The following is a 15,532-nucleotide window of genomic DNA, read 5'->3' on the forward strand; positions in this document are numbered from 1 at the left end:
GGCCCCTGACTACGCACATCACTGTGCGATTTGGTTAAAACTGAATTAACAGGTACGTTTTGTCTTGTTTAGTTTTCAAAGAACTTTGTTTATCGCTCTTTAAGCGACTTTATAATCATAACATTTTACGTCGCCTTCGTCAATAACTTTTTAAAAATAATTTCTTTTCAAAAGTGATTCGTCATCAGCGACGTATATTAGAATAACACCTTCGATTATTAAAGTCAACATATATTACATTTAAATAATAAATTGCTTAATGACGACTAACGCCGCTATGCCCGGCACTCCTAAAATCCCACTAATAGCAGTCGTGATAAAGTTAATCGGCACATGAATGCCAAGACTGCCCCCAAACATATTTACACAAACGAGCAGTAAAGCGCCCGCCACAAATTTAACAGCTGTGATACCAATCCACTTAAATGGCTTCGTAGCTGAACCCGATAAAAAAAGAAGAATAACCAGTCCTAAAATAATCCCTATAATAAAAATAGGCTCCATGAATCTTCTCATCTCCTCTGCTTGTTCTTGTACAAGCTTATGAGAAGATCCAGGAGTTTAGACCACTCACTTCCACCGGCTGATTTTTAAATTTCGCTGCTTTGCTTCCCTCAAGCAAAAAAAATATTTCGCTTCAGCTACTTTTAGTTCGTATAATACTTCAGCAGACGGTTCTAGACTTTTTTCGATCAGCTTTTTCTGCCTGTTCCATTCTTCCTTTTGCTTAAAAAGCTGGTCGATTAGTTTTTCATCAAACTCTCTTCTCAATGTTTTCTTGCGAAGAAAACCCATGGATCGCTTTTTCCTCCTTACAATTCACGTCTTCCTTCAAGTGCTTTAGAAAGAGTGACCTCATCCGCATATTCCAAATCGCCTCCGACGGGCAGGCCGTGGGCAATACGGGAGAGTTTAATACCAGACGGCTTCAGGAGCCTTGATATATACATCGCCGTTGCTTCCCCTTCTATATTAGGGTTTGTCGCGAGAATCACTTCTGTCACTTGATCATCCTGTAATCGTTTCAACAATTCTGGTATTTTAATATCCTCCGGTCCGATTCCATCCATTGGAGAAATGGCGCCGTGAAGAACGTGATACTGTCCGTTGTATTCTTTCATTTTCTCCATAGCGATAACATCCTTAGGGTCTTGTACAACACAGATAACAGACTTATCCCTGCGTGTATCTTCACATATATAGCAAGGATCTTGATCTGTAATATGTCCGCAAACTGAACAATATGTCAGATTGCGTTTCGCATTTACTAACGCTTTCGCAAAATCTAATACCACATCTTCTTTCATACCTAGAACAAAAAAAGCCAGACGAACCGCTGTTTTCGGTCCGATCCCTGGCAATTTCATAAAGCTGTCAATCAGCTTTGATATTGGTTCAGGATATTGCATGTTCTTTTATCCCCCTAGAACAAACCTGGCATGTTCATTCCTTTAGTAAATTGGCCCATTGTTTCGTTTGTGATCTCTTCAACTTTTTTCAAAGCTTCATTTGTTGCAGCAAGCACTAAGTCTTGAAGCATGTCGATATCCTCTGGGTCAACGACTTCTTCTTTGATGATGACATCCAGGATTTCTTTTTGGCCGTTTGCTTTTACTGTAACCATACCGCCGCCTGCAGTTCCTTCAACAACCTGTTCTGCAAGCTCTTCTTGAGCCTTTGCCATGTCCTTTTGCATCTTTTGCATTTGTTTCATCATTTTTTGCATATTTCCCATTCCGCCACGCATAACATTCACTCTCTTTCATTTTGTTAGTCTTTTATTTCAATTAAATCCGCTCCGACAAGCTTTTTCGCCTCGGCAATCAGCGGGTCTTCTTCAGCCGGTTCATTTGATCCTTCATCTTCCTGCTGATGATCTACTAAAAATTCTTCTCTTATTTTACCCCATTGTTCTTCTGGAACGCCAATCAAATCCATTCTTTTTCCGAGCATTGATTCTAAAATCTGCTCAAGATTAGTACGGACTCCGTTATTATCCTCTGCGACCATTTTACAATGAATTTCATATTTGAATTTTAGAACAAAAGCCGCTGATGCAGCAGCTACAGGTTCACTGTCATTCAGCAAAGCAGCATGCGATACTTTGTTTTGCTGTTTGAGATGGGCAAGAAGCTTACCCCAGCTATTTCTGAGCTGATCTAGATCCGGTCTCGTAGCTTCCTTCAAAATTTCATGAATTCTGCCTACCGGCGCTTTGTAATTTGATTTTCCGCCCTTTGGCGCACGCGGCGTTTCTTTTTTCGGACTTTCTACCGCCGCTTTAACGCCTATTGTTTTGAGCCGCTCCACTTCCTGCTCTAGCTGCTGAATTTTTTTCATCAGCATATCGACTTCCGGCAACTCGGCAGTTGATTGATGAGACGCTTGGCAAATCTTCACCACCGCCACTTCAAAAAAGATACGGGGGTGATTAGTCCATTTCATTTCCTGATGGCTCTTGTTCAGAATATCAATCATTTCATATAGGGCCTGCGCCGGAATTTGTTCACTGAGCCCACGGAACGTTTCATCAACTTTTACCTTTTCAAGCACTCCTTCTAAACCAGGGGCTGTTTTGTACAGCAGCATGTCCCTAAAATAGAAAATCATATCCTCTATCAGCTTCGCTGGATCTTTCCCTTGCTGAAGCAGTTCATTTAATGTTTCCAGCGCATCAGAAACATTTTTATCATACAGAGATTGTGCCAGCTTCCCTATATATAATTGAGAAACCGCTCCCGTAATCAAAAGCGCATCCTCAACTTTCAGGACATCGCCGCTGAAAGACACAGCCTGATCGAGGAGGCTGAGGGCATCCCTCATACCGCCGTCTGCAGCACTCGCAATGATATCAAGCGATCCTTCTTCCACTTGCAGCTGTTCGGCTTCAACAATTTTACTCATGCGTCCGACAATCGCTTGGGATGTAATTCGTTTAAAATCAAAACGCTGACATCTGGAGATAATAGTTAAAGGAATTTTGTGCGGTTCAGTTGTTGCTAAAATGAAAATACAATGCTCAGGCGGCTCTTCTAATGTTTTTAGCAATGCATTAAAGGCGCCGATAGAAAGCATATGTACCTCATCTATGATATATACCTTATATGTGACAGCCGACGGGGCAAACTTCACTTTATCACGTATGTCACGAATTTCATCGACTCCGTTGTTTGAAGCGGCGTCAATCTCTATAACATCGGATATCGACCCGTTTGTTATCCCTTTACAGGCCGCACATTCATTGCATGGCTCATCAACAGGGGCATGTTCACAGTTGACAGCCTTGGCAAATATTTTGGCTGCACTGGTTTTTCCCGTTCCTCTTGGCCCGGAAAACAGATAGGCGTGAGAAAACTTTTTTTGCAAAAGGGCATTTTGCAGCGTTTTTGTAATGTGTTCTTGTCCAACCACATCTTCAAAGCGCTGAGGCCTGAATACTCGATATAAAGCTTGGTAACTCACGGGTTTGCCCTCCTCCGTTATTCATCATTCCCATTATACATGAACCTTGTTTCGATTCCAAAAGCTCTTTTTAACATAACAAAAAACTCACCTAATGATAGGTGAGTTTGAAAATTTGATGATTGATTTACCGTGCACCTTCTGTCGATTCGCTACCCTAAGCGTTACTTAAGCAGTTAGCTCGGCCCAGGCAACCCTGCGGCACATGAGAGGTTTCACTTAATGCTGCTTCCTTCCGGACCTGACATGGTTCGTGAATTCCCATTGCGCAGGACCCAAACGTCAACACCACTTACTTAAGGCAGACCTTAAAGTAAACGAACCTCGAGAAGGGATTCAGCCCTGCTGGAGCGGATTGCAGGTACAGGGCACCGCTACCTCCCCGCTTAGCACGGCAAAATAAATTATCAAATTTTATATCGCATCTATTGTGACACATACATAAGTATATCGTTTCCCCCTGAAAATTGCAACCGGACGACTCAAGACAAGTTTTTCCTGAATGCTTTCTTCCTTTTTCGCAGTTCTCTAAAAAATGAACTGAGCATTTCTCCGCATTCCTCCTCAAGCACTCCGCTCACCACTTCAGCCTGATGATTAAAGCGCTCCTCCTGCAAAAGATTCATGAGCGTGCCTGAACAGCCGCCTTTAGGATCAAATGCACCAAAAACCACTTTATCCACCCGCGAAAGCACGACGGCGCCAGCACACATTGGACAAGGCTCAAGTGTCACATAAAGAGCAGCACCCTTCAGCCGCCAAGTTCCGAGTGCTTTACACGCTTCATCAATCACAAGCATTTCCGCATGAGCGATCGACCGCTGTTCTGTCTCTCTTAAATTATGCGCACGCGCTATGATTTCATCGTTAATAACAAGCACAGCACCAATTGGCACTTCGCCTTTCTCTTCGGCTTTTTTCGCTTCTTTCATTGCTTCTTTCATATAAAGTTCATCTTGATTCATAGGAATAAGCTCTCTTTTCAAAGTTTTTTCATGGCCTAAAAAGGCTACATATTAACTATAACTGAAACGGAAAGGGGATTGTCAATTGCCCAAAACAAATACAGCTCTTCTCATTGTAGACATGATCAATAATTTTGAATTTGATATGGGGGAAAGCCTCGCTAAAAAAACAGAAAAAATCGTTCCTCACATTTTATCATTAAAAGAGCACGCGAGACAAAATGACTGGCCGATTATTTACGTTAATGATCATTACGGACTGTGGCAAGCTGATATTGAAAATATTCAGCAAGAATGCACGAATGACAAAAGTAAGGAGATCATCAAGCAAATAGCTCCGGAAGATGCTGATTATTTTCTCATCAAACCGAAGCATTCTGCCTTTTATGAAACAGCACTTCATACTCTCCTTACCGAATTGCAGGTGAAGCATATCATCTTAACAGGTATAGCCGGTAACATCTGCGTGCTGTTTACCGCTAACGACGCTTACATGAGAGAATACAGCATTACGATTCCTAAGGATTGCATCGCCTCAAATCGTGAGGAAGACAATGACTTTGCCTTAACCATGATGGACGATGTTCTTTTTGCGGATATTACAACAGAGAAACAAATTACAGAAAAATAAACATGATTGGCGCTTTTCTTTCATACATTGATAGCGATATGAAAGGAGGCGTTTTTCATTCAAATTTACGTGGTGAAACAAGGCGACACTCTTTCTGCTATCGCTTCACAATACAGATCGACTGTAAGTGAAATCACAGAAACGAATGAAATACCCAATCCCGGCAGCCTTGTCGTCGGACAAACCATTGTCATTCCAATAGCCGGCCAGTTCTATGATGTTCGACAAGGTGACACCCTGACATCCATTGCACGGCGGTTCAATACAACAGCAGCCGAGCTTGCCAGAGTTAACAGAATTCAGTTAAATACCGTATTGCAGATTGGCTTCCGTTTATACATCCCTCCGGTTCCCAAACGCAATATCGAATCAAACGCATATTTGGAGCCTCGCGGAAACCAAGTCAGCGAAAATCTGCAGCAGGCGGCCAGAGAAGCCTCACCCTATCTAACATACCTTGGCGCATTCAGTTTCCAAGCACAGCGGGACGGAACCTTGGCCGCACCGCCTTTAACAAATTTAAGAAGCATCGCAGAGAATCAAAACACGTCATTAATGATGATAATCACGAATTTAGAAAACCAAGCATTCAGCGATGAGCTGGGTCAAATCCTTTTAAACAACGATACTGTAAAAAGAAGACTTTTAAATGAAATCGTTGAGAATGCCAAAAGATATGGTTTCTATGATATTCATTTTGATTTCGAATATTTACGGCCTGAGGATAGAGAAGCCTATAATCAATTTCTTCGTGAAGCAAGGGATCGTTTCCACCGAGAAGGTTTAGAAATATCAACGGCACTTGCTCCTAAAACAAGCGCAACACAGCAGGGCAGATGGTATGCAGCCCATGATTACAAAGCCCATGGCCAAATTGTCGACTTTGTTGTTCTCATGACATATGAATGGGGCTATAGCGGCGGACCTGCTCAAGCCGTTTCACCAATCGGGCCTGTTCGTGATGTCATCGAATATGCATTGACCGAAATGCCTGCAAATAAAATTGTCATGGGCCAGAATTTATATGGGTATGATTGGACGTTGCCATACACGGCAGGGGGAACACCGGCAAAAGCCATAAGCCCTCAGCAAGCGATTGTCATTGCCAATCAAAACAATGCAGAAATTCAGTATGACCAAACCGCTCAAGCCCCTTTCTTCCGCTATACTGATGCAGAAAACAGAAGGCATGAGGTATGGTTTGAAGATGCCCGCTCGATCCAAGCGAAATTCAACCTGATTAAAGAGCTGAATTTAAGAGGCATCAGCTATTGGAAGCTCGGCCTTTCCTTCCCGCAAAACTGGCTGCTGCTGTCCGATCAATTTAATGTTGTTAAAAAGACGTTTCGATAATTTGGAAACGTCTTTTTTCATGGGGGCACCCGAGGGTTGTGATACAATATGAGGGTCGGTTACTGACGAACGTTTTTTTAGAAATAAGGAGGATTCCGATGAATACAGCCCCTTTTATTGCAATAGAAGGTCCTATCGGGGCAGGAAAAACAACCCTCGCGACGATGCTTTCACAAGAATTTGGATTCCCTATGATCAATGAGATTGTTGAGGATAACCCGTACCTTGATAAGTTTTATGACAATATAGAGGAATGGAGCTTCCAGCTTGAGATGTTTTTTCTTTGTCACAGATACAAACAGCTTGAAGACACCAGTGATCACTTTTTAAAAAAGGGACAGCCTGTGATAGCTGATTATCACATTTATAAAAATGTGATTTTTGCGGAACGTACTCTGTCTCAACATCAGCTGGAAAAATATAAAAAGATTTATCACCTGCTTACGGATGATCTGCCAAAGCCGAATTTCATCATTTATATAAAGGCTAGTCTGCCCACATTGTTACACCGCATTGAAAAGCGCGGACGCCCCTTTGAGAAAAAAATTGAAACAAGCTATTTGGAGCAGCTGATCGCAGATTATGAAGTCGCCATCAAACAGTTGCAGGAAGCAAATCCTGAACTTACAGTGCTAACAATAGATGGTGATTCAAAGGATTTCGTTTTGAATAAGAGCGACTTTGAACGCATTGCCGCCCATGTAAAGGAGCTTATCGTATGAAGGAACATCATATCCCTAACAATTCAATTATCACAGTAGCAGGAACAGTAGGTGTCGGAAAATCAACGTTAACAAGAGCTTTAGCTAAACGGCTTGGATTTAAAACCTCTCTGGAGGAAGTCGATCATAATCCGTACTTAGAAAAGTTCTATCATGATTTTGAACGTTGGAGCTTTCATCTGCAAATCTATTTCTTAGCTGAGCGATTCAAGGAACAGAAAACGATCTTTGAAGCTGGCGGAGGATTTGTACAGGATCGTTCTATTTATGAAGACACAGGAATTTTCGCAAAAATGCATGCTGACAAAGGGACAATGTCAAAGATTGATTATAAAACGTACACTAGTCTTTTCGAAGCAATGGTCATGACACCGTACTTCCCACACCCTGATGTATTGATTTATCTAGAAGGAGATCTGGAGAACATTTTAAACCGGATAGAAGAACGCGGCCGTGAAATGGAGCTTCAGACAAACCGGTCTTATTGGGAAGAAATGCATACACGCTATGAAAACTGGATAAGCGGTTTTAACGCCTGCCCTGTTTTAAAGCTTCGTATTGAGGATTATGATCTATTGAATGACGAAAGTTCAATTGAAAATATCGTAGATCAAATCGCTTCAATTATTTACGAAAATCAAAAAAAGTGAATCTCAACTGAGATTCACTTTTTCATAATAATAAAAAAATCCGTTGCATCGAATGCAACGGACAAAACAATCTCCAATATATGCTTGTATTTCATTAGAATTAAAATCAATATGGCGGAGGAAGAGGGATTCGAACCCCCGCGGGCTTTGACACCCCTGTCGGTTTTCAAGACCGATCCCTTCAGCCGGACTTGGGTATTCCTCCGTATCGACAAGTCTTACTATATCATGAATGTTTTTATATGGTCAAGCATTTTTTAGAAAAACTTTTGATTTAATAAAAATATCCTGTTTACAAAGGCAAAAAGGTGCGCCCTGTAAGGCACACCTTTTTCACAGTCTTATGGCTTAATAACTTCTCTATTCCCCATATAAGGGCGAAGTACTTTCGGAATTACAACGCTTCCGTCTTCCTGCTGGTAGTTTTCTAAGATAGCGGCTACTGTTCTTCCAACAGCGAGACCTGAACCGTTCAGTGTGTGTACATGCTCAGGTTTGCCTTTCGCTTCACGTCTGAAACGGATGTTCGCACGTCTTGCTTGGAATGCTTCAAAGTTGCTGCAAGAAGAGATTTCACGATATGTGTCTTGGCTAGGAATCCACACTTCGATATCGTATTTTTTCGCAGCCGTAAAGCCTAGATCACCCGTACACATGCTCATGACACGGTATGGAAGCTCAAGCAGCTGAAGGACTCGTTCCGCTTGGTTTGTCAGCTTCTCTAATTCTTCATAAGAATCTTCAGGCTTCACAAACTTCACAAGCTCAACCTTATTAAATTGGTGCTGACGAATTAAACCGCGTGTATCGCGCCCTGCAGAACCAGCTTCAGAACGGAAGCAGGCACTGAATGCCGCATAATTTATCGGCAGGCTGTCACCTGAAAGAATTTCATCACGGTGCATGTTTGTAATCGGAACTTCTGCAGTTGGGATTAAGAAATAATCTTCTTCCCTGATTTTAAACGCATCCTCTTCAAATTTAGGAAGCTGCCCCGTTCCCGTCATGCTTGCACGGTTTACCATATAAGGCGGAATCACTTCCGTATAGTTATACTCATCTACATGCAAATCCAGCATAAAGTTATAAAGCGCACGCTCCAGACGGGCACCTAGACCTTTATAGAATACGAAACGGCTCCCTGTTACTTTTGCAGCCCGTTCAAAATCTAGAATACCCAGCTCATCTGCAATATCCCAGTGTGGCTTTGGCTCGTAAGCAAATGGAGGCTTTTCACCCCATTTACGCACTTCAATGTTGTCATCTTCTGTTTTTCCGACAGGAACAGATTCATGCGGAATGTTTGGGATTGAAAGAAGAATAGCATCAAGCTCAGATTCAACTGTTCTTAATTCTTCATCAAGTTTTTTAATTTCCTCGCCGACTTCACGCATTTTTTTAATGATGTGATCCGCGTCTTTTTTCTCTCGTTTCAGCACAGCAACCTGCTGAGATACTTCGTTTCGTTTTCCTTTTAACTCTTCAACCTTGCCGATAAGCTCTCTTCGTTTATCATCCAGCGTCTCAAACTTATCAAAATCAGTTAAGTCTTCGCCTTTGTGCACAAGCTTCGCCTTTATTTCTTGAAAATTTGCTCTTAGCATTTTCGTATCAAGCATACGAAACACTCCCTTTATTGAATTTATCGAAAATAAAAAGAGCCCTCATCCCCCTAAAGGGACGAGAGCTCTCGCGTTGCCACCCTGATTGAAAACAAGCCAAAGACTCATTTTCCACTTTCACACATAACGGTTATCCCGTAAATGCCTACTTATTTTTTCAGCATTTCGCTCAAGGATGGATTCAGACAACATCTTTCACCGATTCGCACCAACCATCGGCTCTCTTAGAAAGAGAGGCTTCTTACTAGTTCCTATCAACGCTTTTCGATCTTTATTTGTGCTTATAATGTACTATAAGTTTCAACAGCTTTCAACTGTTTTATACAAGTGTTTTCTGCTTGTATTCCTCAACCATTTGAACAAATAGCTGTGTCACTCGGTGATCTTCTGTCAGTTCTGGATGAAATGAGCAGCCCAGAAATGGTCCCTGTTTCGCAGCTACTATACGCCCATTATGCTCTGAAAGAACTTCAACATTTTCACCAGCTTCTAAAATATGCGGCGCTCTGATGAACACCCCTGTAAAAGGCTCATCCAGGCCTTTAATTGTTAAATCAGCTTCAAAGCTGTCAACCTGCCGGCCAAACGAATTACGTTCCACAATCACATTCAGCAGACCTAAATGAGGATTATCCGAACCAGCAATTTCTTTTGCTAATATAATTAATCCGGCGCATGTCCCGAACATCGGTTTTTCCTGAGCAGCAAATTCACGAAGCGGCTCCATAAATTGATATGTGTCAATCAAACGGCGCATTGTTGTGCTTTCACCGCCTGGTAAAATCAATCCATCGATTTCGTTTAGCTGCTCCGGGCGTTTAACGACAAGACCAACCGCGCCGCATGCTTCAATTGCACGAATATGCTCTCTAACTGCTCCTTGAAGTCCCAATACTCCTATTGTTAACATATCAGCAGCGCTCCTATATTCTTACCAGCCGCGTTCTTGCATACGCTGTTCTGGAAGTAAATTTGAGATTTCAATCCCTTTCATTGCAGTACCAAGCTCTTTTGAAAGCTCAGCGATCAATTTGTAATCAGTGTAGTGAGTTGTTGCTTCAACAATTGCTTTCGCAAACTTAGCAGGGTTGTCCGACTTAAAAATACCGGAACCAACAAATACTCCGTCAGCGCCAAGCTGCATCATGAGAGCAGCATCAGCTGGAGTGGCTACACCGCCAGCGGCAAAGTTTACAACAGGAAGCTTGCCGTCTTTTTTAATTTGTACAAGAAGCTCATAAGGAGCACCCAAGTTTTTCGCCTCTGTCATGAGTTCATCGTCACTCATCGCAACTACTTTGCGCACTTGAGCGTTTACTTTGCGCATATGGCGAACAGCTTCAACAATATTTCCTGTTCCCGGCTCACCTTTTGTACGAAGCATAGAAGCGCCTTCAGCAATACGGCGAGTCGCTTCACCAAGGTCACGGCAGCCGCAAACGAAAGGAACCGTGTAATCATTTTTATTTAAATGAAATTCTTCGTCAGCAGGAGTCAGAACTTCACTTTCATCGATATAGTCAACACCCATAGCTTCAAGCACGCGCGCTTCAACTATATGTCCAATACGCGCTTTTGCCATTACAGGGATAGATACTGCATTCATTACTTCTTCCACGATTGTAGGGTCAGCCATACGGGCAACTCCTCCAGCCGCGCGAATATCAGCTGGTACACGCTCTAGCGCCATTACAGCTACAGCTCCAGCCTCTTCAGCAATTTTTGCTTGTTCCGCATTGATGACGTCCATGATGACGCCGCCTTTTTGCATTTCTGCCATTCCGCGTTTTACACGTTCAGTACCTGTTTGAGCCATTTCTTGGTCCCCCTAATCAAGGTATAATTGTATGATATCTATTCCTTATTGTATCCTAGTAATCCAATAATTCATATGGATATATACTATTTTATTCGGTTTTCAACGCTTTGAAAATCATTTTTTCTTAAAAATTGGCTTTTTTCAGTATATTAAGCGAAAGAGCCCTAACATATATTAGAGCTCTTTCATTTAATTAAAACCAGCCGGTTACCGTATCAACAATACTTCCCCAAATCCCGGCAAAAAATCCGCCGATACTGCGCATTGTCAGAACAAACCAGTTTGCTTTTTCTACATTTTCTTTTGAAACAAGGTCTACACCAGCAAGATTGCTGTTAAGAAATCCGTAGTCTTTTTCATCACCTGTATATTCCGCAGTCAGCTTCCCAATCTTCGTTCCTTTTTTCACAGGAGCGGTCAAGGTGTCTTTTTTTAATGTAACTTTTGCTTTGTAATTCTTTTCTTCACCATTTTTGACAGGTAGAGAGAACGCCTTCTTTGTTACAACATCGACCTCTTTCTCTTTGCCCTTATCAACTGAAATCGTTTTATGTCCTTTTACTTGATCGCCTTCAGCATAAATTTCTTTCATGGAGAAATTGTTGAAAGCGTAATCGAACATTTTTTTCGTTTCATCAAAACGGCCTGTGTGAAGGTTGCCCTTTGCATTCAGCACAACAGTGATAACACGCATTCCGTTTTTCTCGGCAGTACCTGTGAAACAAGAACCTGCAGAGTCAGTAGAACCTGTTTTCAACCCGTCTACAGTTGCATTTTTATACTCGCTGACGAGCCCTTTCAGCATGAAGTTCCAGTTTGGCATGTCCATTTCATCATCAGTGCCTTTTCTGAACTTCGTTTTTGCGATACTGGAAGTCTTCAGCATTTCAGGATAGTCAGTAATCAAGTGATCTGCAAGAATTGCCATGTCTTTAGCAGAAACTTCACTTTCTTCATCTGCGCTTGTTCCTTCTGGCTGCTTCCCATGAAGATCTTTGTTTTCAAGACCTGTTGCGTTAACAAATTTGTAATCTGTTAAGCCCAATTCTTTTGCTTTTGCATTCATTTTTTCAACAAATTTAGTTTCACTACCTGCAAGAATTTCTGAAATTGCTATAGCAGCGGCATTTGCAGAATAAATAGCAGTTGCTTGATATAGTTCTTTTACTGTATATTTCCCGTCTTTCCGAAGAGGAACGTTTGACAAGCTGTTATCTTGGGAAATTTCATACACATAATCATCAGGCGTATAGGTTTGATCCCATTTCACTTTGCCTTGATCAATTGCTTCTAATAACAGATACTCTGTCATCATTTTTGTCATACTGGCAATTGGCAGTCTCTTATCCGCATTTTTACTGTACAGAATTTTACCTGAAGAAGCTTCGATCATAATAGCAGCAGAAGCATTGATATCAATTGGATCGCTGGCTGCCTTCGCTTTTGACATTGGAGCCAGGCAAGTGACAGCTAGTGTTAGCACAACCAATGACATCAATAGCTGTTTACATTTCATGATGTTCAATCGTACGACCTCCGTATTTCATTTTCTTCATCTATAATTAAGCCGTTAAGGACATTTTTAATACGCAACAGTATAAATTTTATCATAATCAACATAAAAAAAATAGACAGAGTCAGTAACCCTGCCTAATTTTTTATTTGTAACAATTTATTATGAAATTGTATAGTTCGGAGATTCTTTTGTAATCTGAACATCATGCGGATGGCTTTCTCGAAGGCCTGCGCCAGTCATGCGAATGAACTGAGCTTCTTCTCTTAAAGCGAGAAGATCTTTAGATCCGCAATATCCCATACCAGAACGAATACCGCCAACTAGCTGATAAACTGTTTCTTCAACTGGTCCTTTATAAGGTGTGCGTCCTTCAATTCCTTCAGGGACGAATTTTTTGTTTTCTTCTTGGAAGTAACGGTCTTTACTTCCTTTTTCCATTGCTGACACTGATCCCATGCCGCGGTATACTTTAAATCTTCTGCCTTGGTAAATTTCAGTTTCCCCAGGGCTTTCTGATGTGCCTGCCAGCAAGCTTCCGAGCATAACAGCATGTCCGCCGGCTGCCAATGCTTTCGTAATATCGCCAGAGAATTTAATTCCTCCGTCGGCAATGATTGTTTTGCCGAGTTTTCTTGCTTCAGTCGCGCAATCATAAATTGCTGTAATTTGCGGAACACCGACACCTGCTACTACACGTGTTGTACAAATTGAACCAGGTCCGATTCCAACTTTAACGACATCTGCTCCAGCTTCGATTAGCGCTCTTGTCGCTTCAGCTGTTGCCACGTTTCCAGCAATAATATTTAATTCAGGATATGTTTCACGGATTTTTGTTACTGTGTTTAATACACCTTGAGAATGTCCGTGAGCTGTATCAATAACAATAACATCGACATTGGCTTCAACAAGCTTTTTGACACGAGTCATTGTATCGCCAGTTACGCCGACTGCCGCGCCGACGATCAAACGGCCGTGAATATCTTTAGATGAGTTCGGAAACTCAATGACCTTTTCAATATCTTTGATTGTGATAAGACCTTTTAATTTATTTGTATCATCAACGAGAGGAAGCTTTTCAATTTTATGTTTCTGCAAAATCTTTTCAGCTTCATCAAGAGTCGTTCCTACAGAAGCAGTGACGAGCTCTTCTTTCGTCATGACATCACTAATTTTCATTGAGTAGTCAGAAATAAAACGAAGATCGCGATTTGTAATAATACCGACAAGCTTTTGGTCTTCTTCGTTATTTACAATCGGAACACCGGAAATTCTGTATTTCCCCATCAAGTGCTCCGCATCAAATACTTGGTGATCAGGAGTTAAAAAGAAGGGATTTGTGATAACGCCGCGTTCAGAACGCTTTACTTTATCAACTTGCTCAGCCTGCTGTTCAATGGACATATTTTTGTGAATGATGCCCAAGCCGCCCTGTCTTGCCATTGCAATTGCCATTGCTGATTCTGTTACAGTGTCCATACCTGCGCTGATGACAGGAATATTCAGCTTTAACGTTTTTGTAAGTTCTACAGATAAATCCACATCACGCGGAAGTACCTCTGACTTGGCTGGAACAAGCAGCACATCGTCGAACGTCAAGCCTTCCTTTGAAAATTTACTTTCCCACATTAGTAAATCCCCCTCTTTTCGGCAAAATATTATATGTAGATTATCAACTAGCCAAGAGCATGTCAAGGAAGCGATAAAGAGTTGAAATATTTAGATAATAGAAAGGGATATGAAATATAAATGAAAAATCATCAGTGGAAGGACTTAGCACTATTTTACTCCGTTGAATCAACCCAGAAATTTCTAGAGAGAGCCTATACTTTAAACGGCATTGACGATGCGAAAAAGAATTCATTTAAAAACAGTGAACGTTTTATTTATTTCTTAAAGCATGCTGAATCATTTTATAAACATGCTTCATATTCTCCTATGGAAATCAAACCGATTCTTTTATTTTATGGTATGGCTCAGCTTATCAAAGCATGTCTCGTAACACAAGATCCTCATTATCCAAGCCATACTTCAGTACTGGCACATGGAGTAACAACAAGAAAGCGGAAGAAACAGAATTATTGCTTTAACGATGATGAAGTAAAAATACAACGGAATGGCTTATGCGTCCATTTCATGAAGCACTTATTTGGCCAACCGGATATAGTTGATGAACGATACACCATGAAAAAATTATTAATGGCGATTCCAGAACTAAGTGATACTTTCCATTTTCAACAGAAAGAGCGTTTTATAACAAAAGTCGAAAAGGAGAAGAACAGGGTTTTTGTACCAGAGGATGTAATCATCACATATAAAATGTCTGACGCCAGATTCGCCGAATATATGAACCATCATTTTCAATGGTCCTTTGCAACGAAAAGTGATCAAAGGCTGCTGTTTGACATTTTGCCGCGAGACATGAACCCATGGACATCCATTAGTTTGTTATATAATATGGATGAAAACCAATATTACCTCCCCTCTCAAAGGGAACAATTTCTCAGACTTCCTGAAATGGCAATTCATTATCTGATTTTGTACAATATAGGGATGATTGCGAGATATGAGACAGAATGGTGGTATGAGTTGTTAACCCAGCATATAAGTGATGATTACGTACTAATTCAGCAGTTTTTATTAGTAACAGAAAACAAATTTCCGAAATACGCTTTGCAATTTCTGCTTCATTTTTCACAAACAAAAAACCCAGCTCAATGAGCTGGGTTTTACCTTGCTTGGCGGCGTCCTACTCTCACAGGGGGAGACCCCCGACTACCATCGGCGCTGAAGGG

The 15,532-nt window shown here is 41.4% G+C and carries 16 protein-coding genes, 1 tRNA gene, 1 other RNA gene and 1 other annotated feature; of the genes, 5 read left to right on the forward strand and 13 right to left on the reverse strand.

Annotation, left to right across the window (positions count from 1 at the left end):
• Positions 1–240: 240 nt before the first annotated feature.
• From bofA to tadA, 7 genes are all read right to left on the reverse strand, one after another.
• Positions 241–504 carry a sigma-K factor-processing regulator BofA gene (gene bofA, locus BTW01_RS18130; RefSeq protein WP_162104348.1) on the reverse strand — a complete coding sequence of 88 codons (264 nt, stop codon included), beginning with the start codon at positions 502–504 and terminating at the stop codon, positions 241–243.
• Between the two features lie 66 nt (positions 505–570).
• Positions 571–795: a YaaL family protein gene (locus BTW01_RS18135; RefSeq protein ID WP_162104349.1), complete on the reverse strand. Its 225-nt coding sequence runs from the start codon at positions 793–795 to the stop codon at positions 571–573.
• Between the two features lie 17 nt (positions 796–812).
• Positions 813–1,409: a recombination protein RecR gene (gene recR / locus BTW01_RS18140; protein WP_003225425.1), complete on the reverse strand. Its 597-nt coding sequence runs from the start codon at positions 1,407–1,409 to the stop codon at positions 813–815.
• Positions 1,410–1,423: 14 nt separating this feature from the next.
• Complete coding sequence (locus BTW01_RS18145) at positions 1,424–1,747, reverse strand: YbaB/EbfC family nucleoid-associated protein (protein WP_162104350.1); 324 nt, start codon at positions 1,745–1,747, stop codon at positions 1,424–1,426.
• A 23-nt stretch (positions 1,748–1,770) separates the two neighbouring features.
• Positions 1,771–3,462: a DNA polymerase III subunit gamma/tau gene (gene dnaX / locus BTW01_RS18150; protein ID WP_162104351.1), complete on the reverse strand. Its 1,692-nt coding sequence runs from the start codon at positions 3,460–3,462 to the stop codon at positions 1,771–1,773.
• 130 nt (positions 3,463–3,592) lie between these two features.
• Positions 3,593–3,857, reverse strand: an RNA gene (ffs, locus tag BTW01_RS18155) — signal recognition particle sRNA large type.
• Between the two features lie 87 nt (positions 3,858–3,944).
• A complete protein-coding gene (gene tadA / locus BTW01_RS18160; RefSeq protein ID WP_162104352.1) occupies positions 3,945–4,427 on the reverse strand; it encodes a tRNA adenosine(34) deaminase TadA in 483 nt (160 codons plus the stop codon).
• An 85-nt stretch (positions 4,428–4,512) separates the two neighbouring features.
• Here tadA and BTW01_RS18165 point away from each other — a divergent pair, with 85 nt between their 5' ends.
• The 4 genes from BTW01_RS18165 to dck all read left to right on the forward strand — a co-directional run bounded on the left by BTW01_RS18165 (position 4,513) and on the right by dck (position 7,783).
• A complete protein-coding gene (locus BTW01_RS18165) occupies positions 4,513–5,058 on the forward strand; it encodes an isochorismatase family cysteine hydrolase (protein WP_162104353.1) in 546 nt (181 codons plus the stop codon).
• 69 nt (positions 5,059–5,127) lie between these two features.
• A complete protein-coding gene (locus BTW01_RS18170) occupies positions 5,128–6,411 on the forward strand; it encodes a glycoside hydrolase family 18 protein (RefSeq protein ID WP_162104354.1) in 1,284 nt (427 codons plus the stop codon).
• A 98-nt stretch (positions 6,412–6,509) separates the two neighbouring features.
• Entirely contained in the window at positions 6,510–7,133 is a 624-nt protein-coding gene (gene dgk / locus BTW01_RS18175; protein WP_162104355.1) for a deoxyguanosine kinase, read from the forward strand.
• Positions 7,130–7,783, forward strand: coding sequence for a deoxyadenosine/deoxycytidine kinase (gene dck, locus BTW01_RS18180; RefSeq protein ID WP_162104356.1), 654 nt, complete (start codon positions 7,130–7,132; stop codon positions 7,781–7,783). Before dgk ends, dck begins: the two co-directional genes overlap by 4 nt.
• A 112-nt stretch (positions 7,784–7,895) precedes the next feature.
• On the opposite strand, the gene BTW01_RS18185 is transcribed toward dck, so the two are convergent.
• The 6 genes from BTW01_RS18185 to guaB all read right to left on the reverse strand — a co-directional run bounded on the left by BTW01_RS18185 (position 7,896) and on the right by guaB (position 14,366).
• Positions 7,896–7,988: transfer RNA gene (locus BTW01_RS18185), tRNA-Ser, on the reverse strand.
• A 136-nt stretch (positions 7,989–8,124) separates the two neighbouring features.
• On the reverse strand, positions 8,125–9,402 hold the full coding sequence (serS, locus tag BTW01_RS18190) for a serine--tRNA ligase (RefSeq protein WP_162104357.1): 1,278 nt from the start codon (positions 9,400–9,402) through the stop codon (positions 8,125–8,127).
• Positions 9,403–9,456: 54 nt separating this feature from the next.
• Positions 9,457–9,672 (reverse strand) — a binding site (T-box leader).
• A 52-nt stretch (positions 9,673–9,724) separates the two neighbouring features.
• Entirely contained in the window at positions 9,725–10,315 is a 591-nt protein-coding gene (pdxT, locus tag BTW01_RS18195) for a pyridoxal 5'-phosphate synthase glutaminase subunit PdxT (protein WP_162104358.1), read from the reverse strand.
• A gap of 21 nt (positions 10,316–10,336) precedes the next feature.
• Entirely contained in the window at positions 10,337–11,221 is an 885-nt protein-coding gene (gene pdxS, locus BTW01_RS18200; protein WP_162104359.1) for a pyridoxal 5'-phosphate synthase lyase subunit PdxS, read from the reverse strand.
• Between the two features lie 196 nt (positions 11,222–11,417).
• Complete coding sequence (dacA, locus tag BTW01_RS18205) at positions 11,418–12,749, reverse strand: D-alanyl-D-alanine carboxypeptidase (protein ID WP_162104360.1); 1,332 nt, start codon at positions 12,747–12,749, stop codon at positions 11,418–11,420.
• A gap of 150 nt (positions 12,750–12,899) precedes the next feature.
• Complete coding sequence (guaB, locus tag BTW01_RS18210; RefSeq protein WP_162104361.1) at positions 12,900–14,366, reverse strand: IMP dehydrogenase; 1,467 nt, start codon at positions 14,364–14,366, stop codon at positions 12,900–12,902.
• A 120-nt stretch (positions 14,367–14,486) separates the two neighbouring features.
• On the opposite strand from guaB, the gene BTW01_RS18215 reads away from it, so the two are divergent.
• Entirely contained in the window at positions 14,487–15,458 is a 972-nt protein-coding gene (locus BTW01_RS18215; RefSeq protein WP_162104362.1) for a YaaC family protein, read from the forward strand.
• Positions 15,459–15,532: the final 74 nt, after the last annotated feature.

Source organism: Bacillus sp. SKDU12 (assembly GCF_010093085.1).
GTDB lineage: Bacteria > Bacillota > Bacilli > Bacillales > Bacillaceae > Bacillus > Bacillus mexicanus.